Here is a 25,573-nt window from a genome sequence, read left to right as displayed (position 1 = left end):
TAAACGAATCAGACCCTTTCAATTCGTCTGGGTTGCCGATTTCACGGCGCGACGCGATGGGCGACGCACGCGGCGATCGTGTCGCGTACGCGCACGATCGCCGGGTCGCGCTGCGTGCTCGTGCGCCAGCCGATTTCGACCGGGTAGTGCGGCAAGTCGACCGGGCAGGCGAGCGCGCGCAGCGGGGTGGATTGCGCGATCGCGCGCGCCGCATGCGCGGGAATCGTCGCGACGGCGTCGGAACCGGCGAGCAGGTACGGCAACGCGGCGAAATGCGTGGTCGACGCCGCGACGCGCCGCTTGTGGCCGAGCGTCGCCAGCGCCTCGTCGACGATCCCGATCACGCCGCCCGACGACACGAGCAGGTGGTCGCGCCGCAGGAAATCGGCGAGCGTCAGCGTGCGCGGCGGCTTCGGGCTGGCGGCCGGGTCGATCAGGCACGCATAGCCGCCGGTCGCGACCGCGCGCCGGCTGAGCCCGTTCGCCGAGAAGCCGCCGGATGCGATGGCAAGGTCGACACCGTGGCGCAGCAGCGCGTCGCCGGCGATGCCGCTGTGCGTCTGCCGGAAGATCAGCCGGATGCCGGCGGCTTCCCGCGCGACGGCGTCGATCAGCGCGCGGCCGAGCGCGATCTCGAAGTCGTCCGACAGCCCGATCGAGATCGTGCGGCCGATGCGGTCGCCGCCGTCGGCCGCGATCGCGAGGCTTTCGCGGCAGCGGTCGAGCGCGTCGGACAGGATCGGCTTGAGTTCGTCCGCGCGCGGCGTCGGCGCGAGCCCGCGGCCGGTGCGCACGAACAGTGGATCGGCGTAGATCACACGCAGCCGCGCGAGCGCCGCGCTCACCGCCGACTGCGTGAGGCCGAGCCGCAGCGCCGCGCGGCTCGCGCCGCCTTCCTCGTACAGCGCCTCGAACACCTTCAGCAGGTTCAGGTCGAGGCCGGCGATATCATCTGCATTCATGACACTTATCGTTCTATCGATTTGATCGATGACATCTTATCGATAAAGATGGCGTTACCCCATTCACCGGAGACGCCTTCATGTCCACGTCAGTCATCGCCGCGCTGCAGATCGGCGCATCGCCCGCCGGCACGCGCGCCACGCTCGACACGATCCTCGGCTACGAAACCGCGATCCGCGACAGCGGCGCGTCGCTCGTCGTGCTGCCCGAGGCCGTGCTAGGCGGCTATCCGAAAGGCGAGATCTTCGGCACGCGGCTCGGTTACCGGTTGCCCGAAGGCCGCGACGCGTATGCGCGTTACGCCGCGCAGGCGATCGACGTGCCGGGGCCGGAAACCGACGAGCTGGCGGCGCTGTCGCAGCGCACGGGCGCGAGCCTCGTGGTCGGCGTGATCGAGCGCGGCGGCAGCACGCTGTACTGCACGGCGCTGTTCTTCGATCCGCGCGACGGGCTCGTCGCGAAGCACCGCAAGCTGATGCCGACCGGCACCGAGCGGCTGGTCTGGGGGCAGGGCGACGGCTCGACGCTGCCGGTCGTCGACACGGCCGCGGGCCGCGCGGGCGCCGCGATCTGCTGGGAGAACCACATGCCGCTGCTGCGCTGCGCGATGTACGCGAAGGGCGTGCAGATCTGGTGCGCGCCGACCGTCGACGAGCGCGACGTCTGGCAGAGCTCGATGCGGCATATCGCGCACGAAGGGCGCTGCTTCGTCGTCAGCGCATGCCAGGTGCAGCCGTCGCCTCGCGCGCTCGGCATCGACGTGCCGGGCTGGGATCCGGAGCGGCCGCTGATTCGCGGCGGCAGCGTGATCGTCGGGCCGCTCGGCGACCTGCTGACGGAGCCGCTGATCGGCGAAGCCGGGCTCGTGACCGCACGCATCGATACCGACGAACTCGTGCGGGCGCGCTACGACTTCGACGTGGTCGGGCATTACGCGCGCCCCGACGTGTTTTCGCTGCACGTCGACGAGCGGCCGAAGCGGACGGTGGTGTTCGGCGGGTAGGGTTGGCGGGGCGCCGCTTGGCGGCCCGGAACAGGGACAGCGGCGGCGCGCAACGCGCCCGCCGTCGTGCTGCGTCAGCGCATCGGCGCTTCCGCGATCCGCATGTAGTCGGCGATCCGCCGCCCTTCCATGTCCGGAAACTGCTCGTGCACGGTGATGTCGCCCATTCGCGCGATGTCGAAGGTGCGGAAATCGTCGCGCAGCTCGCACCACGCGCCGATCGTCCAGCGCCCGCCCCAGTAGACGAGCCCGAGCGGCCACACGCGGCGTTGCGAATGCGCGCCGAGCCGGTCGCGGTAGCCGAAGCTGACGACGTGGCGCGTGTCGATGGCCTGGTGGATCGCGTCGACTTTCGCGCAAAACGTCTCGTCGATGTGGAACGACGGCGCGAACACGGGCAGGCGGTCGAGCGCCGTGCGCTTGTCGGCCGGCATCGCCGATGCGATCTTCGCGAGCGCCGAGCGCGCCCCGCTCGCGAAGCGCGCACCGCCCCAGGTCTCGAGCATGCGTGCGCCGGTGGCGAGCGCGGCCAGTTCCTCGGCCGTGAACGTGAGCGGCGGCAGGCTCGCGTTGCGGTTCAGCCGGTAGCCGATGCCGGCTTCGCCTTCGATCGGCACCCCTGACAGTTGCAGGTCGCGCACGTCGCGATAGACGGTGCGCGGCGACACCGACAGCCAGTCGGCCAGTTGCTGCGCGGTCGTGAGACGACGGCCGCGCAGCAGCTCGGCGATCTGGAACAGGCGGTCGGCACGGCGCGTCATGACGGCACCTCGATTCCAACGGCAGTGGAGACTTCGCGATGATAGCGCCGCGCCGGCCCGACGGCCCCCGCGTTCAGTGGCATTTCGGCGCGTGCAGGCCGACGCGGTTGCCTTCGGTGTCGATCAGGTAGCCGACGTAGCCGTAGTTGTTCGGCAGCTCGACGACCGAGCCCTGCACGACGCCGCCCGCGCGCTTCGCGCGTTCGAGCGCCGCGACGACCGATTCGCCGGCGTTCAGGTAGACGAGCACGCCGTTCGCGCTCGGCTTCAGCTGCTGCGGGTCGAACACGATGCTGCCGCCCGTGCTCGAGGCGTCGCGGTCGAACGTGGCCATCGGCACGCCGCCGATGACGGCGCGCTGCAGCGTCGTCTGCAGCACGGTTTCGTAAAAGCGGATCGCCCGGTCGAAATCGAGGGACGGAATGTCGAACCACGCGATCGCGCGCTCCAGCGTGGCATTGGCGGTTGCAGACGTCATGACGAGCTCCTTGTTGGGTTGTTTGTTGTTCGGGTTCGGTGCGGAAACCAGCCTTGCATTGCGCCGGGATTGCAGTGTGATCGCGGCCTGCTGACACCGTATTGTCAGTAGAGTTGTCACCCCTGACATGCAACTGCGTGGTTGCGTAACAAGGCCATTGACCCGGGAGTGGCATGGATCTCGTTTTCAAGGCGCTGGCCGACGCCACGCGCCGCCGGGTGCTCGATTTGCTGCACGCGAAAAGCGGGCAGACGCTGTCCGAACTGTGCGACGGGCTAGCGCCGGGAGCATCGGGACTACGACGATCCGTCGCGGGTCGACATCGTTGGCGAAGGGGGCGAGAACGATCCGCCGCACTGGCTGGTCGTCACGTGGCGTACGCCGTCGTCAGGGGAGGGGGAGGCGTCGCGCGTGACCGGTCTCGTCGAGCCGCACGAGGGCGTGGTAAAGCGGACCGTCACGCACGACGGGCTGGTGCCGGGCTCGGAGATGGATCGCGGGATTCGCGGCGGATGGCCGGTCGTGCGGTCGAGCCTGAAGACGCTGCTCGGGACGGGGCAGGCACTGCCCTTCACGATGGGGCGCCGGACGTGCTCGACGCATTGAAACGAAACGCCGCCGTTGCCGCGGGTGCGGTAACGGCGGCGTTCCAGGTGCCGCAGCAAGGCCGCACCGGCGGCCCCGCGGCGATCATGATGCAGGTTACGCGTCGCCTTCCGGCGTGGCCGGGCGCGCCTTCACGCTGCCGGCGATCAGGTCGAAGCGGAACAGCCGGCATTCGAGCGCGCCGTTGAACAGCGGCGTCTTCGCCGACTCGCGCAGCCGCAGCTGGCCCGGCAGCGAACGGTCGGACGTCAGCAGGAACGCCTGCCAGCCGGTGAAGCGCTGCTTCAGCGCATCGCCGAGCGCGTTGAAGAACTCGCTGTCGGGTGCGTCGGTGTGGGTGCGGCGGAACGCGTCGTCGTTGCCGCGGTTGCGGCCCGTCTCGCGCACCTCGCCGCGCGCGCTGCGGCCGCGCACCTCGATCCGCTCGCCGTACGGCGGGTTCGCGAGGATGATGCCCGGGCCGTCGCACGGCGGCGTCATCCCGCGCGCGTCGACCTGCTTGAGCCATACCGACGGCACGCCCGCACGCTCGAGGTTCGCGCGCGCCTTCTCGAGCATGTCGCCCGAGATGTCGCTGCCGTACACGCCGAGCGCTTCGCCGCGTTTGCCGCGCGCCGCGCGCTTCGCGTCCAGCGCCGGGACCTTCAGCCCCTGCCACGCGGTGATGTCGTACTGCTTGAGCTTCTCGAAGCCGAACCGGCGCTCGACGCCCGGCGCCACGCCGAGTGCGATCTGCGCGGCTTCCGCGAGGAACGTGCCGCTGCCGCACATCGGGTCGTACAGCGCCGTGCCGGGCGTCCAGCCCGTCAGGCGCAGGATGCCGGCCGCGAGGTTCTCGCGCAGCGGCGCCGCGCCCTTGTCGAGACGCCAGCCGCGCTTGAACAGCGGCTCGCCCGACGTGTCGAGATACAGCGTGCACTCGCCCGCCGTCAGGAAGGCGAACACGCGCACGTCCGGCGCCCCGGTGTCGATGCTCGGGCGCGCGCCGGTCTTGTCGCGCATCCGGTCGCAGATCGCGTCCTTCACGCGCAACGTCGCGAATTCGAGGCTCTTCAGCGGGGACTTGATCGCGGTGATGTCGACGCGCAGCGTCTGCGTCGCCGCGAACCAGCGCTCCCACGGCTGCTCGAGCGCGAGCGCGTAGACGTCCTGCTCGTTGCGGTACGCGCGGTGCGCGATCTTCAGCAGGACCCGGCTCGCGATCCGCGAATGGAGGTTCGCGGCCATGCCGGCGGCCCAGCCGCCGCTGAAGTGGACGCCGCCCGGCACCTGCGCGCCCGCGGTGAACGGCGCGCCGTTCAGGTGGCGGCCGGCGATTTCGGCCAGCTCGGCGGCAAGCGCCGCTTCGAGGCCGCGCGGGCAGGGGGCGAAGAATTCGTACAGGGTGGGCGAGGACATAAGGCGGGTGAGGACGTGCAAAAGTCCACTATTGTACGCGGCGCGGGCGGCCGGGGCCGCCGTTGCGTCGCCTTTCGGTGCCGCGGCGCGGGCCGGGGCGCCGCGCAGGCGGGCCGGCAGGCCGCGCGGCGGCGCCCGGACGGGCACCGCCATGCCGCCGCAGGCTCAGTGCGAGCCCGGCTGGCCGGCGCGCGCGGCTGGGCCGCTGCCCGGCCAGAACAGCGCGAGCGGATTCGACAGCACGGTGCGGACGATCGCGCCGACGAGCGCGCGCACCTTGGTCCGGCGCAGGCTGCGCGAGCGCACGGCCATCGTGAACGCCAGCGCGAAGCTCACGAGCACGTTGAGGATCGCCATGCTGAGCACGCCGGCGCCGGCCCACCACAGCTCGGGCGTGCCGAGCGCATCCTTGCCCAGCACGCCGAGCGCGATGCCGATCGAGCCGGCCGACAGCGTCACGTGGCGCACCTCGAACGGGAACATGAACACGGTGACGATCGCCGGAACGAGGCCGAGCATCAGGCCGAGCCCGACGTTCGCGACCACGCCGGCCACGTTCGACCGGCAGAAGTGCGCGAGCTTCGCGGCACCGGCCTTGCCGAGCGTGAGGCGCAGCCGGCGGTTGTACGTGAGCGCGTCGCCGACCCGGTGCAGCACGAACCAGTTGTCGGCCCAGCCCGCGAGCAGGCTCGACGCCCACAGCAGCACGCCGGTCAGCGCCGCGTAGAGCGGCGTCGGGCCGAGCAGCGAGAACGAGTGCAGGGTCGTGTGCGCCTTCTCCGGCGAGATCAGGTTCGCGTGCATCACGTTGCTCGCGAACAGCTGCACCAGCAGGCACACCGGCAGCACGACGAGTACGTTGCCGGAAATCGCGGCGGCCTGCGTGCGGATCAGCGCGATCACCGACGCGACGAACGCCTTCACGCCTTCCTCGTGGCCGGTGTCGTCGAGCTCGCGCGCGAGGGTCGGCGCGGTCATCGCGGGCTGCTTGGTCGCGAGCGTGAAGTGCAGGAAGTGCATCAGCATGAAACTGGCCGCGTAGTTGACGCCCGCGAGCAGCCCTTCGAGCATCGACTGCAGGTGCGCGCCCGTGATCGCGAACTTCACGCACACGGTCACGACCGTGACGAGCCCGCCGCCCGCGGCCATCCGCAGCATCTTCAGGTACTCGGCGCGGCCGCGCGAGATGTAGTGCTCGCCGGTGTCCGCGTTGGTCTCGACGAGCTTGCGCGCGAACAGCGAGAAGTTGCTGCGCACGAGGTGCGACACGCTCTGGCTGTTGTGGTTCGCGTCGACGAGCTCGGCCGTCAGGTGCGCCATGCCGTGCAGGTCGTCGCGCGCCATCCACGCGTTCAGCAGCATCTCGGCGCGCACGATGCGCATGCGCATCCGTTCGACCTGGAACACGATGTCGACCGATACGCCGTTGCGGTACAGGTGCGAGAACACGTCGTCGACGGCGATCCGGCATTCGTCGAGCAGCACGCGCAGGTAGTTCACCTCGTGCAGCAATTTGCTCGGGTCGCCGCCGTCCTCGACGGCCGCGTGCGCGGTCTCGACCGCGAGCATCGCGCGCGTGAGGCGGTAGAACGGCTGCGTTTCGAGCGGCTTGCGCGCATCGTCGTCGGAGAGCCGGCTGCGCACCGTCTGCGACAGGCCGGTCGAGCTGATCTGGCAGGTCAGGTTGTGCAGCGCGGCCAGCAGGTCGCGCGAGAACGAGCCCGGCTCGTGGCGCTCTTCGTCGGTGACGTCGAACGAAAGCAGTTCGGCGAGGCGCGTGAGGAGATCGTCGGGCAACGCGTCGATCCACTGCGCGTCTTCCGGCGTCGGGAACATCAGCGTGAAGAGCGCCGACAGCTCGCGGCGGTTCGGCGCGGGCGGGATCAGCGACGAGTCGATCCGCTCGAACAGCGCGCCGAAGAAGCCCGAGTGCACGGGCATGCCGGCGTCGCACAGGAGCGAGATGCCGTCGCACTCGCGCAGGATGCCGCGCAGGATACGCGCGGCGTGGGTTTTCCACGCGGGATTGCGATCGAGCACGTGGAACAGGTAGCGCAGCCGCGCATGGGCCGGATACGCGCGCGCATCGGCGTCGCGATCGGCCGGCGCGTCCTGGGCGGCCTGCATCGCGCCGGTGCGGCGCAGCCAGTGCGCGAGCTCGATCAGCCATTCGCTGCGCTCGGCGTACGACGCCTCGGCGTCGGCGTGCGCGAGCAGCGCATCGAGCTGGTGACCGGCATTGCGCGACGCGCGCCACTTCTTGATCAGGGTCGTCAGGGAACGAAGCATAAACGGAATAACGAAAGCCCTCGGCGGGCGGGTTCGGATTGCCGGCCGGGGAAACGGCGCGGCGCCGGGGAGAACGGGTGAGACGGGGCCGGTTGCCGGACGAGGCGCGGCGACCCGCGATGCGGCTGCCCCGCTGCGGTGCACGCCGATCGCGTGCAGGCGCCGGGAGGCACGGCGGTCGGGCCGAACGCGGCCCGGCGCCGCTGGCTGGCGCGCACGACGAACGGCGCGAGCCGGAAAGTGCGTAGGATCGTCAATCGGGCCGGAAAACGCAAGCGGACCGTGTGGCATGGCGCCGGTTCCGGCCGACTTTGACAAACAGTGCAAATTGGCCGTTTGGCCGATGAGCGTGACGGGAGGCGGGCGGCGCCGCAACGCCGACGGCGGCCAGCGCCGCGTCGAAGATCCCGATCCCGCCGCTCGAAACCGCGCAGGCGAGACGCCATTCAGCGCTCGCCTGCGCGCCGCCTGCTTACGCGCCGGACTTGCCCGTCGCGCCGGCGTCGCCGCCGGAGGTCGGGTTGGTCGGGCACGGCACGACCGGCGCGGCGGCCGTCTTGCTGCCGGCAGCGGGCGCCGCGGCAGTCGCCGTGCCGCGGCGCGCGGCCATCGCGCGCACGCCGGCCGCGGCTTGCGTGGCGATCACGTCGAGCGCGCGCCGGTGGCCGGCGACGAGCGCGTCGTAGCCGTCGGCGACCGGTTGCGCGACGCTCGTGCGGCAGGTCATCACGGCCTGCGTGGCGAGCGAGCGCACGCTCCACACGGCGTCGACCGCCGCGCGTTTGCCGGGCCACGACTCGAAGCGCTGCACGTTCACGCTGATCCGGTACACGGGCACGCCGGGCGGAGTCGCGGAATTCGCGACGTCGATCGTGCCGAGCTGCGCGGCGAGATCGTCCGACAGCGCGCGGCGGATCTCGTCGGCGGGCGGCGACGCCCAGCGTTCCTGCTCGAGCACGTCGACCTGCGCGGCGTTCTTCTGCACGACCAGCTGGTTCTTCGCGACCTGCTCGGGCACGCCCACGGCCGGCACCTCGATCAGGAACGCCGGGTTGGCCGGCGCGGTGCGCAGCGGCGCCGCGGCATCGGGCGGGCTTAGCGTGTAGAACCGCGCGGGCGGCGAGCTGCACGCGGCGAGCGCGAGGGCGGCGACAGCCGCCGCCGCGCCGCTCGCGAAACCGTTCACGCGTGTGGTCGTCATTGTTTATCTCCTGGCTTGCCCTTGAGCAGCGATTCGGGGTGGCGCTCCAGATAGTCGGCGAGCGCGTTCAGCGATTGCAGCGTGCGCGTGAGCTCCTTCAGCGCGCCGCGCACGTCGGACTGCAGCGGCGAATCCTGCTGCAGCGTCGCTTCGGCGGTCGAGAAGGTCTGCTTCGCGGCCGACAGCGTGTCGCGCGCTTCCGGCGCGACCTGCGTGTCGAGCTGCTTGAACAGCTTGTCGGCGTTCGCGAGCGCGCTGTTCAGGTTCGCGCCGATCTGGTCGAACGGCACCTTGTCGAGCTTCTTCGCGATGTCGGCGACCTGCAGCTGCAGCTCGTCGAGCGTGTTCGGCACGGTCGGCAGCTCGAGCGGCTGGCGCGCCGTGTCGATCTTCACGGCCGGCGCCTTCGGGAAGAAGTCGAGCGCGACGTACAGCTGGCTCGTCAGCAGGTTGCCGGTGCGCAGCTGGCCGCGCAGCCCGTGCTGGACGAGCCGCTCGACGATCTCGCGGCGGGCCGGTTCGCCCTTGCTCTCGATCGCTTCACGGAAGCGGCGGCCGAGGCGTTCCGGATACACGTTCATCGTCACCGGCATCAGGAAGTTCTTCGTCTTCGGATCGAAGTCGATGCCGATATTCGTCACTTCGCCGAGCACGATGCCGCGGAAGTCGACCGTCGCGCCGACCGCGAGCCCGCGCAGCGACTGGTTGAAGTTCATCACGACCTGCAGCGGCTGGCCGTCCGGGTCGCGCATCGCTTCGCCCTCGTCGGACGCGAGGCGGAACGTCGTGTTGTTCGGCGCCGTCGCGCCGGAGCCCTGGTTCGGCGGCGTCTGGAACGCGATGCCGCCGAGGATCACCGTCGCGAGCGACTGCGTATTCAGCTTCAGGCCGCTCGAGTCGAGCCGCAGGTCCACGCCGCTTGCCTGCCACCAGCGCGAATTCACGCCGACGTATTGGTCGTACGGAGCATTGACGAATACGTTGAACGTGACGCCCGTGCCGTCCTTGTCGAGCGAGAAGCCGACCACCTGGCCGACCTGCACGCGGCGGTAGTAGACCGGCGAGCCGATGTCGATCGAGCCGAGCGAATCGCCGCGCAGCACGTACTGCGTGCCTTTCTGGTCGCCCGTGACGGCGGGCGGCGTCTCGAGGCCCGTGAAGTCGGTCAGCGTATCCTCCGAGCGCCCGGCGTCGACGCCGATGTACGCGCCCGACAGCAGCGTGCCGAGTCCCGACACGCCGGTCGCGCCGACGCGCGGCCGCACGATCCAGAAGCGCGAGCCCTTGACCGCGAAATCCTCCGCCTCCTTCTTGAGCTGCACCTGGACGAGCACGCGCGACAGGTCCTTCGACAGCTTGATCGTCTTGACCATGCCGATCTCGACGTCCTTGTACTTGACCTGGGTCTTGCCGGGCTCGAGCCCTTCGGCGCTGTGGAAGCTGATCGTGATTTCCGGGCCGCGCTCGCGCACGGACTTGATCACGAGGCCGATGCCGATCAGCGCGGCGATCAGCGGCACGAGCCAGACGAGCGAAGGCAGCCAGCCGCTTTTCGTCGAGATCGTCGGATCGGGCGGCCGGGGCGCGTCGTGCTGCGGGCCTTGTGGACTATTCATGGTGATTCCCTGAGGTTTCGACTGGATCCCAGATCAGGCGGGGATCGAACTGCATCGATGCGAGCATCGTCAGGATCACGACGGAACCGAACGCGAGCGCGCCGGGGCCGGCCGTGATGATGGCGAGCGAACGAAAATGGACGAGCGCGACGGTCAGCGTCACGACGAAGATGTCGAGCATCGACCAGCGGCCGATGCGTTCGACGATCCGGAACAGGCGCGTGCGCTGCAGCGGGCGCCAGGCGGCGCGGCGCTGCGCGCTGATCACGAGGATCAGCAGCACGCCGAGCTTGAGCATCGGCACGAGGATGCTTGCGACGAACACGACGACGGCAAGCGGCCAGTCGCCGGAAACCCAGAAATAGATCACGCCGCTCATGATCGTGTCTTCCTGCGAACCGACGATCGATGCGGTGCGCATGATCGGCAGCAGGTTCGCGGGAATGTAGAGGATCGCGGCGGCGAGCAGCAGCGCCCATGTGCGCATCACGCTGTTCGGCGTGCGGAAGTGAAGGGCGCTGCCGCAGCGCGCGCAGTGTGCGTGCGGATGGTCGAGCGTCTGCACGAGGCCGCATGCGTGGCAGCTGGCGTAGCCCTCGCGGGCGGCGGTCGGGATCGTCATCGGCGGGCGGCTTCCGGCAGCGGGGCGGCATCGTCGGGCTGCCCGGGCGAGCGGCCCGCGCGCAGGTCGTCGGCGATGTCCCACAGCGTGCGCGGATCGAACATCAGCACGACGGCGATCATCAGCGTGAGCGCGGCGAACGCGAACAGCGCGGCCTCGGGAACCACTCTTGCAAGACTCACCATCTTCACGATCGTCACGAGGATGCCGAGCATGAACACCTCGATCATGCCCCACGGCCGCACGAGCTCGATCGCGCGCAGCACCAGGTTGAAGCCGGGCGGTACGACGCCGCGCCGGATCGGCAGCAGCAGGTACAGCAGCGCGGCCATCTCGACGAGCGGGAACAGCACGGTCGAGCAGAACACCATCACGCCGACGATCGCCATGTCCTGGTGCCACAGCGAATCGATCGCGCCGATCAGCGTGGTCTGCACGCGGTTGCCGTTCACGTCCATTTCGAGGATCGGGAACGCCTGCGCGATCGTGAACGTGATCAGCGCCGCGAGCGCGAGCGCGCAGATCCGCTCGATCTGCGCGGTGCTGTTGCGATAGAGCAGCGCGTCGCAGCGCGGGCAGCGCGCGATTTCACGTCCGCTCAGGCGCGGTTTGTGCAACAGTGCGTCGCACTCGTGGCAGGCAATCAGGTCGTTTCGTTGCATGGAAAAGGCAGTGGTGCGACGGCTGGGGAAACGCGTCGACGGGGCCGGAACCCGCGCCAATCTTACCAAAAGGCCTTTTTCGGCGTGTCAACGATCGCGGGTTCGGTGACCGATCGGTAACATGACAGGAAGCTGTCAGCCGGCTGGCGGGCCTGTCTTCAGAGTCCGCGCGCGTCAAAAGGTTGCGGTAGCATGGCGCCCTTGACAAGCGTCGGACGAATTTCCGGCGCGGCCGTTCGCTGAACTGAGGAATCCAAGATGGCATCGAAATCGCTGCCGGCCACGCCGGTACGCTATACGCAGACGGCGATCGCGCTGCACTGGCTGATCGCGCTGCTGATCGTCTGCGCGTTCGCGATGGGCTGGGTGATGACCGACATCCCCGGCTTCACGCCGACCAAGCTGAAGTACTTCTCGTGGCACAAGTGGATGGGCGTGACGATATTCGCGCTGGTCGTCGTCCGCGTGCTGTGGCGGGCGACCCACGTGCCGCCGGCGCTGCCGGGCGGCACGCCGGCGTGGCAGCGCGCGGCGTCGCACGGCGTGCACATCCTGCTGTACCTGCTGATGATCGTGATTCCGGTGACGGGCTACCTGTACAGCTCGGCGTCGAACATCCCGGTGGTCTACCTCGGCATCGTGCCGCTGCCGCGGCTGATCGACCCCGATCCGGTGCTGAAGGAAACCTTCAAGACGCTTCACGTGTCATTGAATTACATTCTGCTTGCGCTCGTTTCGCTGCACGTGGTCGCGGCGCTCAAGCACCAGTTGTTGGACCGCGACGGCCTGCTGTCGCGGATGCTTCCCTTTGCCAAATGAAGGATCCCATGAAAGTATCTTTCTCCCGCTCCATGCTGACCGCGTTCGCCGCGGTGTCACTTGTCGCGTCGGGCGCGGCGCTCGCCGATGTCGATCTCGCGAAGAGCAAGGTGTCCGCCGTGTCGAAGCAGATGAACGTGCCGACCGAAGGCACGTTCAAGAAGTTTTCCGCGCAGGTGAAGTTCGACCCGGCGAAAGCCGCGCAGGGCAGCGCCCAGATGACGATCGACGTCGCCAGCTATGACCTCGGCGACAAGATGTACAACGACCAGGTTGCCGGCAAGGACTGGTTCGACGCGAAGGCGTATCCGCAGGCCACGTTCGTGTCGTCGGCGATCGCGCCGGCGGGCGGCAACAAGTACAACGTGACCGGCAAGCTGACGATCAAGGGCAAGTCCGAGAACGTCACGGTGCCCGTCACGGTCACGCAGAGCGGCGCGACGCAGACCTTCGACGGCGTGCTGCCGATCAAGCGCTCGGCGTTCAACGTCGGCACCGGCGAGTGGAAGGACACGTCGGTCGTCGCGGACGAAGTGCAGATCAAGTTCCATCTCGTCGCCACCAAGTAAGCGGCGGATTGTCGCCTCACCCGAATGCCGCGCGAGGGCGCGGCGCCGTTCCAAGGAGAAAAGGTTTGAAAAAGCAACTGATCATCGCCGCAGGCGCGCTGGCAGCGTCGCTGTCGTTCTCGGCATTCGCCGAAAGCGTCACGTACCAGTTCGACCCGAGCCACACGTACCCGAGCTTCGAGGCTGACCACATGGGCGGCCTGTCGGTCTGGCGCGGCAAGTTCGACAAGTCGAGCGGCACTGTGACGCTCGACCGCGCGGCGAAGACGGGGACGGTCGACGTGACGACCGACATCGCGTCGATCCACACCGGCAGCACGAAGCTCGACGAGCATCTGCAGACGGCCGAGTTCTTCGACGTCGCCAAGTTCCCGCAGGCGAACTACAAGGGCGCGATCAAGTTCGACGGCGACAAGCCGGTATCGGTGGTCGGCAACCTGACGCTGCATGGCGTCACGAAGCCGGTCACGCTGAAGATCGACTCGTTCAAGTGCATGCCGCACCCGATGCTCAAGCGTGAAGTGTGCGGCGTCGATGCCGTCGGCGAATTCGACCGCAGCGATTTCGGCCTCGACTACGGCAAGCAGTACGGCTTCAAGATGAAGACGAAGCTGCTGATCACGGCCGAAGCGCTCAAGCAGCAGTAAGCCCGCCGGCCGGGCCGGCCTTCGCGCCGGCCCGTCGCGAGCCCGCCGCCGCGTTCCCGTCAGGGGCGCGGCGGTTTTTATTTGCGCGCCTATAATCGCCCGAGCGCCGGATGCGGCGCCGGGCAGGCCGACGGCGCGCGAGCGGCCGCCCCGAACAGAACGTACAACGACAAGGAGATCGCCGATGCATGCCGTCACGCAGTCCAGCTCCATTGCCTCGTCGCCGCGCGTGTGGCGCGCGGTGGTCGCCGCGTCGATCGGCAATGCGCTCGAGTGGTTCGACCTCGTCGTCTACGGTTTCTTCGCGGTGACGATCTCGAAGCTGTTCTTCCCGGCCGGCAACGACACCGTGTCGCTGCTGCTCACGCTCGGCACGTTCGGCGTGTCGTTCTTCATGCGCCCGCTCGGCGCGATCGTGCTCGGCGCGTATGCCGACCGCGCGGGCCGCAAGGCCGCGCTCACGCTGTCGATCCTGCTGATGATGGGCGGCACGCTGATCATCGCGGTGCTGCCGACGTACGAGACGATCGGCGTCGCGGCGCCGGTGATCCTCGTCGCCGCGCGGCTGATGCAGGGCTTCTCGGCCGGCGGCGAGTTCGGCAGCGCGACCGCGTTCCTCGCCGAGCACGTGCCGGGCCGGCGCGGCTTCTTCGCGAGCTGGCAGGTCGCGAGCCAGGGGCTCACGACGCTGCTCGCCGCCGGCTTCGGCACCGTGCTGAACGCGCAGCTCACGGCCGCGCAGATGGCGTCGTGGGGCTGGCGCGTGCCGTTCTTCTTCGGCCTGCTCCTCGGGCCGGTCGCGTACTACATCCGCACGAAGGTCGACGAGACGCCCGAATTCCTCGCGGCGGAAGGCACCGCGAACCCGCTGCGCGACACGTTCGCGTCGCACAAGGCGCGCCTCGTCGCCGCAATGGGCGTGGTCGTGCTCGGCACCGTCGCGACTTATCTCGTGCTGTTCATGCCGACCTACGGCGTGAAGCAGCTCGGCCTCGCGCCGTCGGCCGCGTTCGCGGCGATCCTGGTGGTCGGCGTGATCCAGATGGCGTTCGCGCCGCTCGTCGGCCACTGGTCGGACACCTACGGCCGCGTGCGCGTGATGATCGCGCCGGCCGTCGGCATCCTCGTGCTGATCTACCCGGCGTTCGCGTACCTGGTCGCCCATCCGGGCTTCGGCACGCTGATCGCGCTGCAGGTGCTGCTCGCGTTCCTGATGACGGGCTACTTCGCGGCGTTGCCGGGTTTGCTGTCCGAAGTGTTTCCGGTGCAGACGCGCACGACCGGGATGTCGCTCGCGTACAACGTCGCGGTGACGATCTTCGGCGGCTTCGGGCCGTTCATCATCGCGTGGCTGATCAAGGCGACCGGGATGAAGACCGCGCCGAGCTTCTACCTGATGTTCGCGGCCGTGCTGAGCCTCGTGGCGCTGGTCGTGCTGCGCAAGCGGTTCGGGTTCCGGTAACGGGATGGGCGGCGCGTATCAGTTGCCGGCGCGCTCGCACACGGGTTGCGCGGGCATCAGCTGCGGCCTGGCTTCGACCGTCCGCACCGGGCGCCCGGCGAGCGCCGCGAGCGCCTGAGCGAGCTGCCAGTCGGTGGCCGTGCCGAATTCGCGCTGCGGCAGCGCCGCGCTCTTCGCGGTATCGATCTTCGCGAGCGCCCGCCGCTCGCGCAGCGTCTGCCGTTCCTTGCGCACCTTCGCGAACGGATCGGGCGCCAGCCGGTCCGCATACGGCGCGCGGGCGAGATCGGCTTCCCGGTACCACAGCAGCACGCCGTCGACGTCCGAGTCGCGGCGCGGCGGCACGAGCCAGTCCGGCACGACGCCGTAGCCGTCCATCGGGCAGCCGTTCGGCCGCAGGTTGCGCGCATACGTGAAATTCAGGCGCGTGCCGTCGATCAGGTCGACGCCCGTCTGCGCAAGCCCCTTCCCGTAGGTCGGCATGCCGAGCAGCTTCGCGCGGCCGAGATCCTTCAGCGCCGCCGCGGTCGCTTCGGCGGCCGACGCGCTCTGTCCGTCGACGAGCACGACGAGCGGCACGGTGCGCCACCAGTCGTCCGCCTGCAACGGCGCGAGCGGATCCTGGCCGTGCATGACCGGTAATGCGTAATCGGGCCAGTTGGTCGTGTAGCGGCGGCGGTTGGCGTCGCCGCGCTCGACCGTCACCATCGCGGTGCGGTCGCGGCCCGCGAACAGCGCGGTGATGCCGATCGCCGCATTGAGCGCGCCGCCGCCGTTGATGCGCAGGTCGAGGATCACGCCTTTCACCGCCGGCCCCGTGCGGCGCGCGGCCTGCACCGCGTCGATGTAGTCGCCGACCGCCGGTTCGGGGAAGCTCGACAGCCGCGTGTACAGGATGTCGCCGTCGAGCCGCTTCGCGATCGCCGGATGGGGCTTGAGGATCGTCCGCACGGGCGCGAAGCTGAGCACCGCGTGCGACGGGCCACGCTGGACCGTGAGCTTCAGCGGCACGCCAGCATCGCCCTTGGCGAGTCCGGTCAGGTCGGCGGGGTCGATGCCGACGACGCTCGTATCGTTCATCGCGACGACGAGATCGTCGGGGCGCACGCCGGCTTTTTCCGCGGGCGCGTCGGGAATCACGTCGACGACGTGCAGCCCGTCGGGCCGCGTCTCGAACACGATGCCGATGCCGGGCGTGCCGTCGCGCGCACGCCGTTCGTCGTCGCGCCGCTCCTGCTCCTCCTTCGCGTCGAAGAAACGCGCGTACGGCAGCGTCTTGATTCCCGCGTGGGTCGTTGCGTCGAGCAGTGCGCCGATGTCGACGTCGGTCAGGTGCTGCCGCTTCAGGATTTCCACCGCTGCCTTGAGCTCGCAGATCTGCGGCTCCCAGTCGGGCGGGCAGGGCGAGGGCTGCTGGGCGGCGGCGGGCGAAGCGGCAGAAGCGGCAGAAGCGGGCGGGGTGGACGCCGGCTGCTGCGCACCGACGGATGACGCGCACGGCAGGAGCGCGGCCGTGACGGCGGCGCAAACGGCAACGCGAAGAGCGATACGCGTGGGAGGCATCATCGGGACCGCACGTTTGAACGGAGGGCGAAGGCGCTGTCCCGCTGACGCACGGCCGGCAGGCGGCGCGACGGGACGGTCACGATTGTAGCCGACCCGCGTGACGGGGCAGGGCGAGCGGGCGGCGCGCTGCGCGGCAGTGGCGCGGGCATGAAAAAAGCCGGCCCAACCGGGCCGGCTCTGCGTCAGTGCCGAAGCAGCGTGGCGCTTAAACCTGCGCGCCTGCGTTCGGATCGTCCGGATCGTGCGCGGACTTCTTTTCCTTGATCAGGTCTTCGCGCTTGATGCCGAGCCACATCGCGAGCGAGCCCGCGACGAACACCGACGAGTAAATGCCGAACATGATGCCGACCGTCAGCGCGAGTGCGAAGTAGTGCAGCGTCGGGCCGCCGAAGAAGAACATCGACAGCACCATCATTTCGGTCGACGTGTGCGTGATGATCGTACGCGACATCGTGGTCGTGATCGCGTGGTTGATCACTTCCTGCACGTTCATCTTGCGTTCGCGGCGGAACGTTTCGCGGATCCGGTCGAAGATGACGACCGACTCGTTGACCGAGTAGCCGAGCACCGCGAGGATCGCCGCGAGCACCGCCAGCGAGAACTCCCACTGGAAGAACGCGAAGAAGCCGAGAATGATCACGATGTCGTGCAGGTTGGCGATGATGCCGGCCACCGCGTACTTCCACTCGAAGCGGAACGACAGGTAGATCACGATGCCGATCACGACGCAGGCGAGCGCGAGCAGGCCGTCGGTCGCGAGCTCCCGGCCGACCTGCGGGCCGACGAACTCGACGCGCTGCAGCGTGACGTCCGGGTTCTGCGCCTTCAGCGCGCCCATCACCTGGTCGCTCTGCTGCGCGGACGTGAGGCCTTCCTTCAGCTGCAGGCGGATCAGCACGTTGCGCGAGGTGCCGAAGTTCTGCACCTGCGCGTCGGCATAGCCGAGCTTGCCGAGCGTCGCACGCACCGGTTCGAGTTCAGCGGCCTGCTGGTACTGCACCTCGATCACCGTCCCGCCGGTGAATTCGACGGACAGGTGCAGCCCGCGATGGAACAGGAAGAACACGGCGGCGAGGAACGTGACCAGCGAGATCACGTTGAACACCAGCGCGTGCCGCATGAACGGAATGTCTTTACGGATGCGGAAAAATTCCATGGTCTTCTCCGGGGCCTTATTGGGTCGAGCCCGGTTTCTTCGGCGACACGCCCTGCTGCGCGCGGTTGCGCAGCTGCGGCTTGCCGGCGCGCGGCGCGTTGCCCTTCGCGGGGGCGGCGAGCTTCGCGGCGCGTGCGGTGTCGGTCGATTCGTCGGCGTCGGTGAACGACGCGGCGGCAGCGGCGCCTTCCGGCTTCCACACCTGGCCGATCGCGAGCGACTTCAGCTTCTTGCGGCCACCGTACCAGAGGTTGACGATCCCGCGCGAGAAGAACACCGCGGAGAACATCGACGTCAGGATACCGAGGCAGTGCACGATCGCGAACGCGCGAACCGGGCCCGAGCCGAATGCGAGCAGCGCGAGGCCAGCGATCAGCGTCGTGACGTTCGAGTCGAGAATCGTCGCCCACGCATGCGCGTAGCCGGCCTGGATCGCGGTCTGCGGCGGCTGGCCGGCGCGCAGTTCTTCACGCACCCGCTCGTTGATCAGCACGTTCGCGTCGATCGCCATGCCGAGCGCGAGCGCGATCGCGGCGATACCGGGCAGCGTCAGCGTCGCCTGCATCAGCGACAGCACGGCGACGAGCAGCAGCAGGTTCACCGACAGGCCGATCACCGAGATCACGCCGAACAGCATGTAGTACGCGATCATGAACACGGCGATCGCGCAGAAGCCCCAGATCACCGAGTGGATGCCCATCTTGATGTTGTCGGCGCCGAGGCTCGGGCCGATCGTGCGTTCCTCGATGATGTCCATCGGCGCTGCGAGCGAACCGGCGCGCAGCAGCAGCGCGAGGTCGGCCGCGGCCTGCGGCGTCGGCTGGCCCGTGATCTGGAAGCGGTCGCCGAGTTCCGACTGGATCGTCGCGACCGTCAGCACTTCGCCCTTGCCCTTCTCGAACAGCACCATCGCCATCGGCTTGCCGATGTTCTCGCGCGAGACCGCGCGCACCGAGCGGCCACCCGCCGAATCGAGGCGGATGTTGACCGACGGACGCTGGTGATCGTCGAAGCCGGCCGAGGCATCGATGATGCGGTCGCCCGTGAAGATCACGTCCTTCTTCAGCAGCACCGGCGCCTGGTTGCCCTGGGTGAACAGCTCTTCACCCGGCGGCACCGGGTCGTTCGGGTTCGGGTGCGTGTTGATCGGATCGGCGAGGCGCGCTTCGAGCGTCGCGGTGCGGCCGATGATGTCCTTCGCCTTCGCGGTGTCCTGCACGCCCGGCAGTTCGACGACGATGCGGTCGCTACCTTGCTGCTGCAGAATCGGCTCGGACACGCCGAGTTCGTTCACGCGGTTGTGGAGCGTCGTCAGGTTCTGCTTGAGCGCGGCGTCCTCGACGGACTTCTGCACGGCCGGCGTGAACGTGCCGACGACCTGCGTGCCGCCGCCGCCGGGCTGGGTCGCCCATTGCAGTTCGGTGATCGACTGCGCGAGCAGCTTGCGGGCGTCTTCCGCCGTCTGCGCATCGCTGAAGTTGACGACCACGGACTGGTCGACGCGGCTCACGCCGCCGTCGCGGATGTTCTTGTCGCGCAGCAGCGTGCGCGCGTCGGACGCGTCGGAATCGAGCTTCTTCGTCAGCGCGCCCGTCATGTCGACCTGGAGCAGGAAGTGGACGCCGCCACGCAGGTCGAGGCCGAGATACATCGGCAGCGCGTGCAGGGAGGTCAGCCAGCGCGGCGACGCGCTCTGCAGGTTCAGCGCGACGACGTACTGCGGATCGTTCGGGTCGGTGTTCAGCGACTTCTGCAGCAGGTCCTTGACGCGCAGCTGCGTATCGGTGTCCTTCAGGCGCACGCGGATGTTCGCGTTGGTCGCCGTGTTCTCGAAGGTGACGTCGTCCGGCGTGATCTGCGCGGAGGCGAGCGCCGATTCGACCTGGGTCAGCGTGGTCGAGTCGAGCTTGACCGTGGCCTTGCCGCTCGACACCTGCACCGCCGGCGATTCGCCGAAGAAGTTGGGCAATGTGTACAGAAGGCCGATGGCGAGCGCCACGACCATCACGACATATTTCCAGAGTGGATAACGATTCATGAGGGAGCCGAACGGGTGGTTGGCGTGAAAGCGTCGCGTCCGGCGCCGCGGCGGCCCGCTCTCTCAGGCGGGCACGGCGCGGGGAGCCGGACGCTCGGTGAAGGGCTTACAGCGACTTGATCGTGCCCTTCGGCAGAATGGTCGTGACCGCGGCCTTCTGCACGGTGATTTCGGTGCCTTCGGCGATTTCGACGCCGATGTAGCCTTCGGTGACCTTCGTCACCTTGCCCACGAGGCCGCCGCTCGTGACGACTTCGTCGCCCTTGGCCATGGCCGCGAGCATGTTGCGGTGCTCCTTCTGACGCTTCATCTGCGGACGGATCATGATGAAGTAGAGCACGGCAAACATCAGGATGAGCGGCAGGAAGCTCATCAGGCTCGATTCGGCGCCACCGGCACCTTGGGCGAACGCGTTGGAAATGAACGGCACGTTGGTCTCTCCGTAGGGGAAGATCGAAAAATAAGCCGGTTATTCTACCACCGGCCCCATGCGCAAACGGCTCGGCAAATGCGCTTTCGGATCAAGCTGTTAAAGCGTGAACCGGTACCGTTGCGACTTGAATGGAAAGGCGATTGTAATGTTTGTCGGTTCCGAGCGGCAGTTGGGACGCGCTTGTTTAGGACGAGTCCCAAAAGATTTTCGATCCGTTTAGTGCTTGTCTTATCAAGGGCGGCTCGACCGCCCGTCAGTCGACCCCTCTGGCGCGATCCTCCGCGAAGCGCTGGCGGAACGCGTCGAACGTGTGGGTCTCGATCGCTTCGCGGATCTCGCTCATCAGCTGCAGGTAGTAGTGCAGGTTGTGGATCGTGTTGAGCTGGGCGCCGAGGATCTCGCCCACGCGGTGCAGGTGATGCAGGTAGCCGCGCGAGAAGTTCTGGCACGTGTAGCACGTGCAGCTCGCGTCGAGCGGCTTCAGCGAGTTCTTGTGCGTCGCGTTGCGGATCTTCACGTCGCCGAAGCGCGTGAACAGCCAGCCGTTGCGCGCGTTGCGGGTCGGCATCACGCAGTCGAACATGTCGACGCCGTTGGCGACGCCCTCGACCAGGTCCTCCGGCGTGCCCACGCCCATCAGGTAGTGCGGCTTGTTGGCCGGCAGCTTCGGGCCGACGTGGCGCAGCACGCGCATCATGTCTTCCTTCGGCTCGCCCACCGACAGCCCGCCGATCGCGAGGCCGTGGAAGCCGAGTTCCGCGAGGCCCGCGAGCGATTCGTCGCGCAGATCCTCGAACATCCCGCCCTGGACGATCCCGAACAGCGCGTTCGGGTTGCCGAGCCGGTTGAACTCGTCGAGCGAGCGCTTCGCCCAGCGCAGCGACATGCGCATCGAGTCGGCCGCTTCCTTGTGCGTGGTCGGCACGCCGTTGGTCGCGTACGGCGTGCACTCGTCGAACTGCATCACGACGTCGGAGTTCAGCACCTTCTGGATCTGCATCGACACTTCCGGCGACAGGAACAGCTTGTCGCCGTTGATCGGCGACGCGAACGTCACGCCGTCCTCGGTGATCTTGCGCAGGTCGCCGAGCGAGAACACCTGGAAGCCGCCCGAGTCGGTCAGGATCGGCTTGTTCCAGCCCATGAAGGCGTGCAGGCCGCCGTGCGCGTCGATCGTGTCGAGGCCCGGGCGCAGCCACAGGTGGAACGTGTTGCCGAGGATGATCTGGGCCTTGATCTCGTGCAGCTCGCGCGGCTGGATCGCCTTCACGGTACCGTACGTGCCGACCGGCATGAAGATCGGCGTCTCGACCACGCCGTGGTTGAGCTTCACGCGGCCGCGGCGCGCATGGCCGTCGGTCGTCAGCAGTTCGAATTCGAGCCCGTTCGCCGGGCGGTCCTGCACGGGGGCGTGCGTATCAGCGTGCGTATCGTGGGATGAACCTTCGGTCATCGTGGGATGCTCCTTGCTACCGGGCTGCTCTGCATGGGACCAGAGTAACCGCTAAAGCGCTAACTCTGGATCGCAAGTCCGGCGCATGTTGGAAACGCCGCCGGGAATCCGGCGGCGGGGAAAGCGGGTGCGTGCGAGCATCGCACGCACAACGTGAAAGCGGAACCTGGCCGTTCGGTACGGCGGCCGGCCTCCGTGCCGCGCTTACGCGCCCGGTGCCTCCGGCGCGTCGCGCCGCGTGAGCAGCATCGCGTCGCCGTAGCTGAAGAAGCGGTAGCGCTCGGCGATCGCGTGCCGGTACGCGGCGCGGATCGTCTCGACGCCCGCGAACGCGGACACCAGCATCAGCAGCGTCGACTTCGGCAGGTGGAAGTTCGTGACGAGCCGGTCGACCACGCGGAAACGATAGCCGGGCGTGATGAAGATGTCGGTCTCGGCCTGCGTGGCCGCGAGCGGGCGGCCCGCTTCGTCGGCCGTGCGCGCCGCGGCTTCGAGCGCGCGCATCGACGTCGTGCCGACCGCGATCACGTTGCCGCCGCGCGCACGGGTCGCGGCGATCTTGTCGACGAGCGACTGCGGCAGGTCGTACCACTCGCTGTGCATCTTGTGCTCGGCGATGTTGTCGACGCGCACCGGCTGGAACGTGCCGGCGCCGACGTGCAGCGTCAGCGTCGCGCGCTCGACGCCCATCGCGTCGAGCCGGTCGAGCATCGGCTGGTCGAAGTGCAGCCCGGCCGTGGGAGCGGCGACCGCGCCCGGGTTGCTCGCGTAGACGGTCTGGTAGCGCGTCTCGTCGGTCGCATCCGGATCGTGCTCGATATAGGGCGGCAGCGGCAGGCGGCCGTACTGCTCGATCAGGTCGAGGCACGGCGCGGGGAAGGTCAGCGTGAAGAACGGATCGACGCGCTCGCCCACCGTCACGTCGAACGCATCGGCGAGCCGCAGCGTCGTGCCGGCGCCCGGCGACTTGCTCGCGCGGATTTGCGCGAGCGCCGTGTGCGTGCCGGTCACGCGCTCGATCAGCACCTCGATCTTGCCGCCGCTGGCCTTCTGGCCGAAGAAACGCGCCTTCAGCACCTTGGTATCGTTGAAGACGAGCAGGTCGCCGGCCGCGATGCACGACGGCAGCGCGGTGAAATGGCGGTCGACCAGGCGGGCGGGCGCGACGGTGCCGTCGACCTCGAGCAGGCGGCTCGCGGTGCGATCGGGCAGCGCGGTTTGTGCAATCAGCTCGGGCGGCAGATTGAAATCGAAATCGGAAAGCGTGAACATGCGGGCTGGTTCGAAGCGGCCGGCGGGCGTCGCCGGCAGGGCGGAAACGCGTAAATCGGGCGCGCGAGCCGCTATGATGGCGGGATGCGCGGCCTGGCCGGCGTCGTTCGTTCGGACGACGTGAAAGCCGCTATTGTACTTGCCTTGCGAAGCACCCAGACGATCCGATGCCTGTGTCACCACGCCGTTCCCTCGCAGCCGTTGCCGATTCCGCCGATCCGTTCGACGCGGAAGATGTCGCGCCGCCCGCGCCACGCGCGGGCGAGCGTGATTCCGCCGAGCGCGCCGCACCGCGCCGTGCCGGCCCGAAGCGCGGCGCCGACGGCAGGCTCGCGCAGCCGGCCGCCGCGGCGCCCGATGCCGATGGCGCGGCTGACAGCGACGCGGCAGGCGCGGCCGGCGCGAAGCGCAAGAAGAAGCCCGCCGCCGATAAACCCGTGAAGACCGTCGACAAGCTCGCGAAGCTCGGCCTCACGCGCTCGATCGATCTCGTGCTGCATCTGCCGATGCGCTACGAGGACGAAACCACGCTCACGCCGATCGGCGAGCTGCTGCCGGGCGGCATCGCGCAGACCGAAGGTGTCGTGTTCGACAACGAGGTCGCGTACCGGCCGCGCCGCCAGCTGGTCGTGAAGATCCAGGACGACGACGGCGAGCAGCTCGTGCTGCGCTTCCTGAATTTCTACGGCTCGCAGGTCAAGCAGATGGCCGTCGGCCAGCGGCTGCGCGTGCGCGGCGACGTGCGCGGCGGCTTCTTCGGGATGGAGATGGTGCATCCGGCGGTGCGCGTGGTCGAAGCGGATGCGCCGCTGCCGCAAGTGCTCACGCCCGTCTATCCGAGCACGGCCGGCGTGTCGCAGGCGTATCTGCGCAAGGCGATCGAGAACGCGGTCGAGCGCACGCCGCTGCCCGAGCTGCTGCCGCCCGAGATCCAGCGCGACTATCTGAAGCCGCTCGACGTGCCGACGCTCGAGCAGGCGGTGCGCATCCTGCACCACCCGCGCGTCGATTCAGACGAAGCCGCGCTGATGGACGGCTCGCATCCGGCGTGGACGCGCATCAAGTTCGAGGAACTGCTCGCGCAGCAGTTGTCGCTCAAGCGCGCGCACGAGGAGCGCCGCACGCGTGCGGCGCCCGCGATGCCGCGCCGCGCGGCGAGCGATGCCGATGCGTTGACGACCCGGCTCTATGCCGCGCTGCCGTTCACGCTGACGGGCGCGCAGGCGCGCGTCGTCGACGAAATCGCGAACGATCTTACCCTTGCGCACCCGATGCAGCGCCTGCTGCAGGGCGACGTCGGCAGCGGCAAGACGGTCGTCGCGGCGCTGGCCGCCACACAGGCGATCGATGCCGGCTACCAGGCCGCGCTGATGGCGCCCACCGAAATCCTCGCGGAACAGCACGCGCGCAAGCTGCGCGCGTGGCTCGAGCCGCTCGGCGTCACGGTCGCGTGGCTCGCGGGCAGCCTGAAGGCGAAGGAGAAGCGCGCGGCGATCGAGGCGGCCGCGCTCGGCACCGCGCAGCTCGTGATCGGCACGCACGCGATCATCCAGGACACGGTCGAATTCGCGCGGCTCGGCCTTGTGATCGTCGACGAACAGCACCGTTTCGGCGTCGAGCAGCGGCTCGCGCTGCGTGCGAAGGCCGCGAATGCGGCCAACGGCGCGCGCGACTTCCAGCCGCACCAGTTGATGATGTCGGCCACGCCGATTCCGCGCACGCTCGCGATGACGTATTACGCCGATCTCGAAGTCTCGACGATCGACGAGCTGCCGCCGGGCCGCACGCCCGTGCTGACGCGCCTCGTCGGCGATGCGCGGCGCGAGGAGGTGATCGCCCGCGTGCGCGAGGCCGCGCTGACCGGGCGCCAGGTGTACTGGGTGTGCCCGCTGATCGAGGAGAGCGAGACGCTGCAGTTGCAGACGGCCGTCGAGACCTACGAGACGCTGGCCGCCGCGCTCCCGGAGCTGAAGGTCGGGCTCGTGCACGGCCGGCTGTCGCCGGCCGACAAGGCGGCCGTGATGGAAGCGTTCACGCGCAACGACGTGCAGCTGCTCGTCGCGACGACCGTGATCGAGGTCGGCGTCGACGTGCCGAACGCGTCGCTGATGGTGATCGAGCACGCCGAGCGCTTCGGCCTCGCGCAGCTGCACCAGCTGCGCGGCCGGGTCGGGCGCGGCACCGCGGCGTCGGTATGCGTGCTGCTGTACACGGGGCCGCTGTCGCTCACCGGCCGCGAGCGGCTGAAGACGATGCGCGAGACGACCGACGGCTTCGAGATCGCGCGGCGCGATCTCGAGATCCGCGGCCCCGGCGAATTCCTCGGTGCACGCCAGTCGGGTGCGGCAATGCTGCGCTTCGCGAACCTCGAGACCGACGGCTGGCTGATCGAGCCGGCCCGGGAAGCCGCGTCGCGGCTGATTGCCGCGTATCCGGAGGTCGTCACGCAGCATCTCGCGCGCTGGCTCGGTGCGCGGGAGCAGTATCTGAAGGCCTGATCCGCGGGTCGGGGCCGGATTTAAAACCGCCGTTTGACGCATTCCGATGCAGAGAAACTTG

At 68.7% G+C, this 25,573-nt stretch carries 22 protein-coding genes and 1 pseudogene; 8 read left to right on the top strand and 15 right to left on the bottom strand.

What is annotated here, in order from left to right; translation table 11 throughout:
* Window positions 1-41: 41 nt before the first annotated feature.
* A complete protein-coding gene (locus CFB34_RS20960; protein ID WP_089439249.1) occupies window positions 42-962 on the bottom strand; it encodes a LysR family transcriptional regulator in 921 nt (306 codons plus the stop codon).
* An 80-nt stretch (window positions 963-1,042) separates the two neighbouring features.
* Between CFB34_RS20960 and CFB34_RS20955 the strand changes: the two genes are divergently transcribed.
* Window positions 1,043-1,966, top strand: coding sequence for a carbon-nitrogen hydrolase family protein (locus CFB34_RS20955; protein ID WP_089439250.1), 924 nt, complete (start codon window positions 1,043-1,045; stop codon window positions 1,964-1,966).
* A gap of 74 nt (window positions 1,967-2,040) precedes the next feature.
* On the opposite strand, the gene CFB34_RS20950 is transcribed toward CFB34_RS20955, so the two are convergent.
* Both CFB34_RS20950 and CFB34_RS20945 read right to left on the bottom strand, forming a co-directional pair.
* A complete protein-coding gene (locus tag CFB34_RS20950) occupies window positions 2,041-2,727 on the bottom strand; it encodes a YafY family protein (RefSeq protein ID WP_069746174.1) in 687 nt (228 codons plus the stop codon).
* 73 nt (window positions 2,728-2,800) lie between these two features.
* Entirely contained in the window at window positions 2,801-3,205 is a 405-nt protein-coding gene (locus tag CFB34_RS20945) for a glyoxalase (protein WP_089439251.1), read from the bottom strand.
* Between the two features lie 173 nt (window positions 3,206-3,378).
* On the opposite strand from CFB34_RS20945, the pseudogene CFB34_RS20940 reads away from it, so the two are divergent.
* A pseudogene (locus CFB34_RS20940) lies at window positions 3,379-3,483 on the top strand (helix-turn-helix domain-containing protein); the annotation flags it as partial.
* Between the two features lie 43 nt (window positions 3,484-3,526).
* Entirely contained in the window at window positions 3,527-3,811 is a 285-nt protein-coding gene (locus tag CFB34_RS20935; RefSeq protein WP_256979862.1) for an SRPBCC domain-containing protein, read from the top strand.
* 96 nt (window positions 3,812-3,907) lie between these two features.
* Here the strand turns inward: CFB34_RS20935 and CFB34_RS20930 are convergent, their stop codons facing one another.
* The 6 genes from CFB34_RS20930 to CFB34_RS20905 form a co-directional block, all read right to left on the bottom strand.
* Window positions 3,908-5,209, bottom strand: coding sequence for a class I SAM-dependent RNA methyltransferase (locus tag CFB34_RS20930; RefSeq protein ID WP_039361417.1), 1,302 nt, complete (start codon window positions 5,207-5,209; stop codon window positions 3,908-3,910).
* A 165-nt stretch (window positions 5,210-5,374) separates the two neighbouring features.
* Entirely contained in the window at window positions 5,375-7,498 is a 2,124-nt protein-coding gene (locus CFB34_RS20925; RefSeq protein WP_089439252.1) for a site-specific recombinase, read from the bottom strand.
* A 472-nt stretch (window positions 7,499-7,970) separates the two neighbouring features.
* Entirely contained in the window at window positions 7,971-8,699 is a 729-nt protein-coding gene (locus CFB34_RS20920; RefSeq protein WP_089439253.1) for a PqiC family protein, read from the bottom strand.
* The gene (locus CFB34_RS20915) at window positions 8,696-10,315 is read right to left on the bottom strand and encodes an MlaD family protein (RefSeq protein ID WP_089439254.1); all 1,620 of its coding nucleotides are present in this window, start codon (window positions 10,313-10,315) and stop codon (window positions 8,696-8,698) included. Before CFB34_RS20915 ends, CFB34_RS20920 begins: the two co-directional genes overlap by 4 nt.
* A complete protein-coding gene (locus tag CFB34_RS20910; RefSeq protein ID WP_089439255.1) occupies window positions 10,308-10,937 on the bottom strand; it encodes a paraquat-inducible protein A in 630 nt (209 codons plus the stop codon). Before CFB34_RS20910 ends, CFB34_RS20915 begins: the two co-directional genes overlap by 8 nt.
* A complete protein-coding gene (locus CFB34_RS20905; RefSeq protein ID WP_089439256.1) occupies window positions 10,934-11,599 on the bottom strand; it encodes a paraquat-inducible protein A in 666 nt (221 codons plus the stop codon). Before CFB34_RS20905 ends, CFB34_RS20910 begins: the two co-directional genes overlap by 4 nt.
* Window positions 11,600-11,857: 258 nt before the next feature.
* Between CFB34_RS20905 and CFB34_RS20900 the strand changes: the two genes are divergently transcribed.
* The 4 genes from CFB34_RS20900 to CFB34_RS20885 all read left to right on the top strand — a co-directional run bounded on the left by CFB34_RS20900 (window position 11,858) and on the right by CFB34_RS20885 (window position 15,096).
* Window positions 11,858-12,418, top strand: coding sequence for a cytochrome b (locus CFB34_RS20900; RefSeq protein ID WP_089439257.1), 561 nt, complete (start codon window positions 11,858-11,860; stop codon window positions 12,416-12,418).
* 8 nt (window positions 12,419-12,426) lie between these two features.
* Window positions 12,427-12,987 (top strand): YceI family protein, encoded by a 561-nt coding sequence (locus tag CFB34_RS20895; RefSeq protein ID WP_089439258.1) that lies wholly within the window; start codon window positions 12,427-12,429, stop codon window positions 12,985-12,987.
* A gap of 65 nt (window positions 12,988-13,052) precedes the next feature.
* The gene (locus tag CFB34_RS20890) at window positions 13,053-13,634 is read left to right on the top strand and encodes a YceI family protein (RefSeq protein WP_089439259.1); all 582 of its coding nucleotides are present in this window, start codon (window positions 13,053-13,055) and stop codon (window positions 13,632-13,634) included.
* A gap of 184 nt (window positions 13,635-13,818) precedes the next feature.
* Window positions 13,819-15,096, top strand: coding sequence for an MFS transporter (locus tag CFB34_RS20885; RefSeq protein ID WP_046544968.1), 1,278 nt, complete (start codon window positions 13,819-13,821; stop codon window positions 15,094-15,096).
* Between the two features lie 18 nt (window positions 15,097-15,114).
* Here the strand turns inward: CFB34_RS20885 and CFB34_RS20880 are convergent, their stop codons facing one another.
* From CFB34_RS20880 to queA, 6 genes are all read right to left on the bottom strand, one after another.
* A complete protein-coding gene (locus CFB34_RS20880) occupies window positions 15,115-16,662 on the bottom strand; it encodes a S41 family peptidase (RefSeq protein WP_179243612.1) in 1,548 nt (515 codons plus the stop codon).
* Between the two features lie 205 nt (window positions 16,663-16,867).
* Window positions 16,868-17,818 carry a protein translocase subunit SecF gene (gene secF / locus CFB34_RS20875; RefSeq protein ID WP_089439261.1) on the bottom strand — a complete coding sequence of 317 codons (951 nt, stop codon included), beginning with the start codon at window positions 17,816-17,818 and terminating at the stop codon, window positions 16,868-16,870.
* Between the two features lie 16 nt (window positions 17,819-17,834).
* A complete protein-coding gene (gene secD, locus CFB34_RS20870; RefSeq protein WP_089439262.1) occupies window positions 17,835-19,856 on the bottom strand; it encodes a protein translocase subunit SecD in 2,022 nt (673 codons plus the stop codon).
* A 106-nt stretch (window positions 19,857-19,962) separates the two neighbouring features.
* Window positions 19,963-20,286, bottom strand: coding sequence for a preprotein translocase subunit YajC (gene yajC, locus CFB34_RS20865; protein WP_006476868.1), 324 nt, complete (start codon window positions 20,284-20,286; stop codon window positions 19,963-19,965).
* Window positions 20,287-20,542: 256 nt separating this feature from the next.
* Complete coding sequence (gene tgt, locus CFB34_RS20860) at window positions 20,543-21,742, bottom strand: tRNA guanosine(34) transglycosylase Tgt (RefSeq protein ID WP_089424534.1); 1,200 nt, start codon at window positions 21,740-21,742, stop codon at window positions 20,543-20,545.
* Between the two features lie 204 nt (window positions 21,743-21,946).
* Entirely contained in the window at window positions 21,947-23,014 is a 1,068-nt protein-coding gene (gene queA / locus CFB34_RS20855; RefSeq protein WP_089439263.1) for a tRNA preQ1(34) S-adenosylmethionine ribosyltransferase-isomerase QueA, read from the bottom strand.
* 167 nt (window positions 23,015-23,181) lie between these two features.
* On the opposite strand from queA, the gene recG reads away from it, so the two are divergent.
* Complete coding sequence (gene recG / locus CFB34_RS20850; RefSeq protein WP_089439264.1) at window positions 23,182-25,512, top strand: ATP-dependent DNA helicase RecG; 2,331 nt, start codon at window positions 23,182-23,184, stop codon at window positions 25,510-25,512.
* The last annotated feature ends 61 nt before the right edge of the window (window positions 25,513-25,573 follow it).

It is taken from the genome of Burkholderia sp. HI4860, assembly GCF_002223045.2.
Lineage (GTDB): Bacteria > Pseudomonadota > Gammaproteobacteria > Burkholderiales > Burkholderiaceae > Burkholderia.
This window is presented reverse-complemented; position numbering and strand designations above follow the sequence as displayed.

Bases quoted from the DNA above. Each gene is read 5' to 3' on its own strand.
- CFB34_RS20960 (WP_089439249.1), bottom strand. From the start codon at position 962: ATGAATGCAGATGATATCGCCGGCCTCGACCTGAACCTGCTGAAGGTG.
- CFB34_RS20955 (WP_089439250.1), top strand. From the start codon at position 1,043: ATGTCCACGTCAGTCATCGCCGCGCTGCAGATCGGCGCATCGCCCGCC.
- CFB34_RS20950 (WP_069746174.1), bottom strand. From the start codon at position 2,727: ATGACGCGCCGTGCCGACCGCCTGTTCCAGATCGCCGAGCTGCTGCGC.
- CFB34_RS20945 (WP_089439251.1), bottom strand. From the start codon at position 3,205: ATGACGTCTGCAACCGCCAATGCCACGCTGGAGCGCGCGATCGCGTGG.
- CFB34_RS20930 (WP_039361417.1), bottom strand. From the start codon at position 5,209: ATGTCCTCGCCCACCCTGTACGAATTCTTCGCCCCCTGCCCGCGCGGC.
- CFB34_RS20925 (WP_089439252.1), bottom strand. From the start codon at position 7,498: ATGCTTCGTTCCCTGACGACCCTGATCAAGAAGTGGCGCGCGTCGCGC.
- CFB34_RS20920 (WP_089439253.1), bottom strand. From the start codon at position 8,699: ATGACGACCACACGCGTGAACGGTTTCGCGAGCGGCGCGGCGGCGGCT.
- CFB34_RS20915 (WP_089439254.1), bottom strand. From the start codon at position 10,315: ATGAATAGTCCACAAGGCCCGCAGCACGACGCGCCCCGGCCGCCCGAT.
- CFB34_RS20910 (WP_089439255.1), bottom strand. From the start codon at position 10,937: ATGACGATCCCGACCGCCGCCCGCGAGGGCTACGCCAGCTGCCACGCA.
- CFB34_RS20905 (WP_089439256.1), bottom strand. From the start codon at position 11,599: ATGCAACGAAACGACCTGATTGCCTGCCACGAGTGCGACGCACTGTTG.
- CFB34_RS20900 (WP_089439257.1), top strand. From the start codon at position 11,858: ATGGCATCGAAATCGCTGCCGGCCACGCCGGTACGCTATACGCAGACG.
- CFB34_RS20895 (WP_089439258.1), top strand. From the start codon at position 12,427: ATGAAAGTATCTTTCTCCCGCTCCATGCTGACCGCGTTCGCCGCGGTG.
- CFB34_RS20885 (WP_046544968.1), top strand. From the start codon at position 13,819: ATGCATGCCGTCACGCAGTCCAGCTCCATTGCCTCGTCGCCGCGCGTG.
- CFB34_RS20880 (WP_179243612.1), bottom strand. From the start codon at position 16,662: ATGATGCCTCCCACGCGTATCGCTCTTCGCGTTGCCGTTTGCGCCGCC.
- secF (WP_089439261.1), bottom strand. From the start codon at position 17,818: ATGGAATTTTTCCGCATCCGTAAAGACATTCCGTTCATGCGGCACGCG.
- secD (WP_089439262.1), bottom strand. From the start codon at position 19,856: ATGAATCGTTATCCACTCTGGAAATATGTCGTGATGGTCGTGGCGCTC.
- tgt (WP_089424534.1), bottom strand. From the start codon at position 21,742: ATGACCGAAGGTTCATCCCACGATACGCACGCTGATACGCACGCCCCC.
- queA (WP_089439263.1), bottom strand. From the start codon at position 23,014: ATGTTCACGCTTTCCGATTTCGATTTCAATCTGCCGCCCGAGCTGATT.
- recG (WP_089439264.1), top strand. From the start codon at position 23,182: ATGCCTGTGTCACCACGCCGTTCCCTCGCAGCCGTTGCCGATTCCGCC.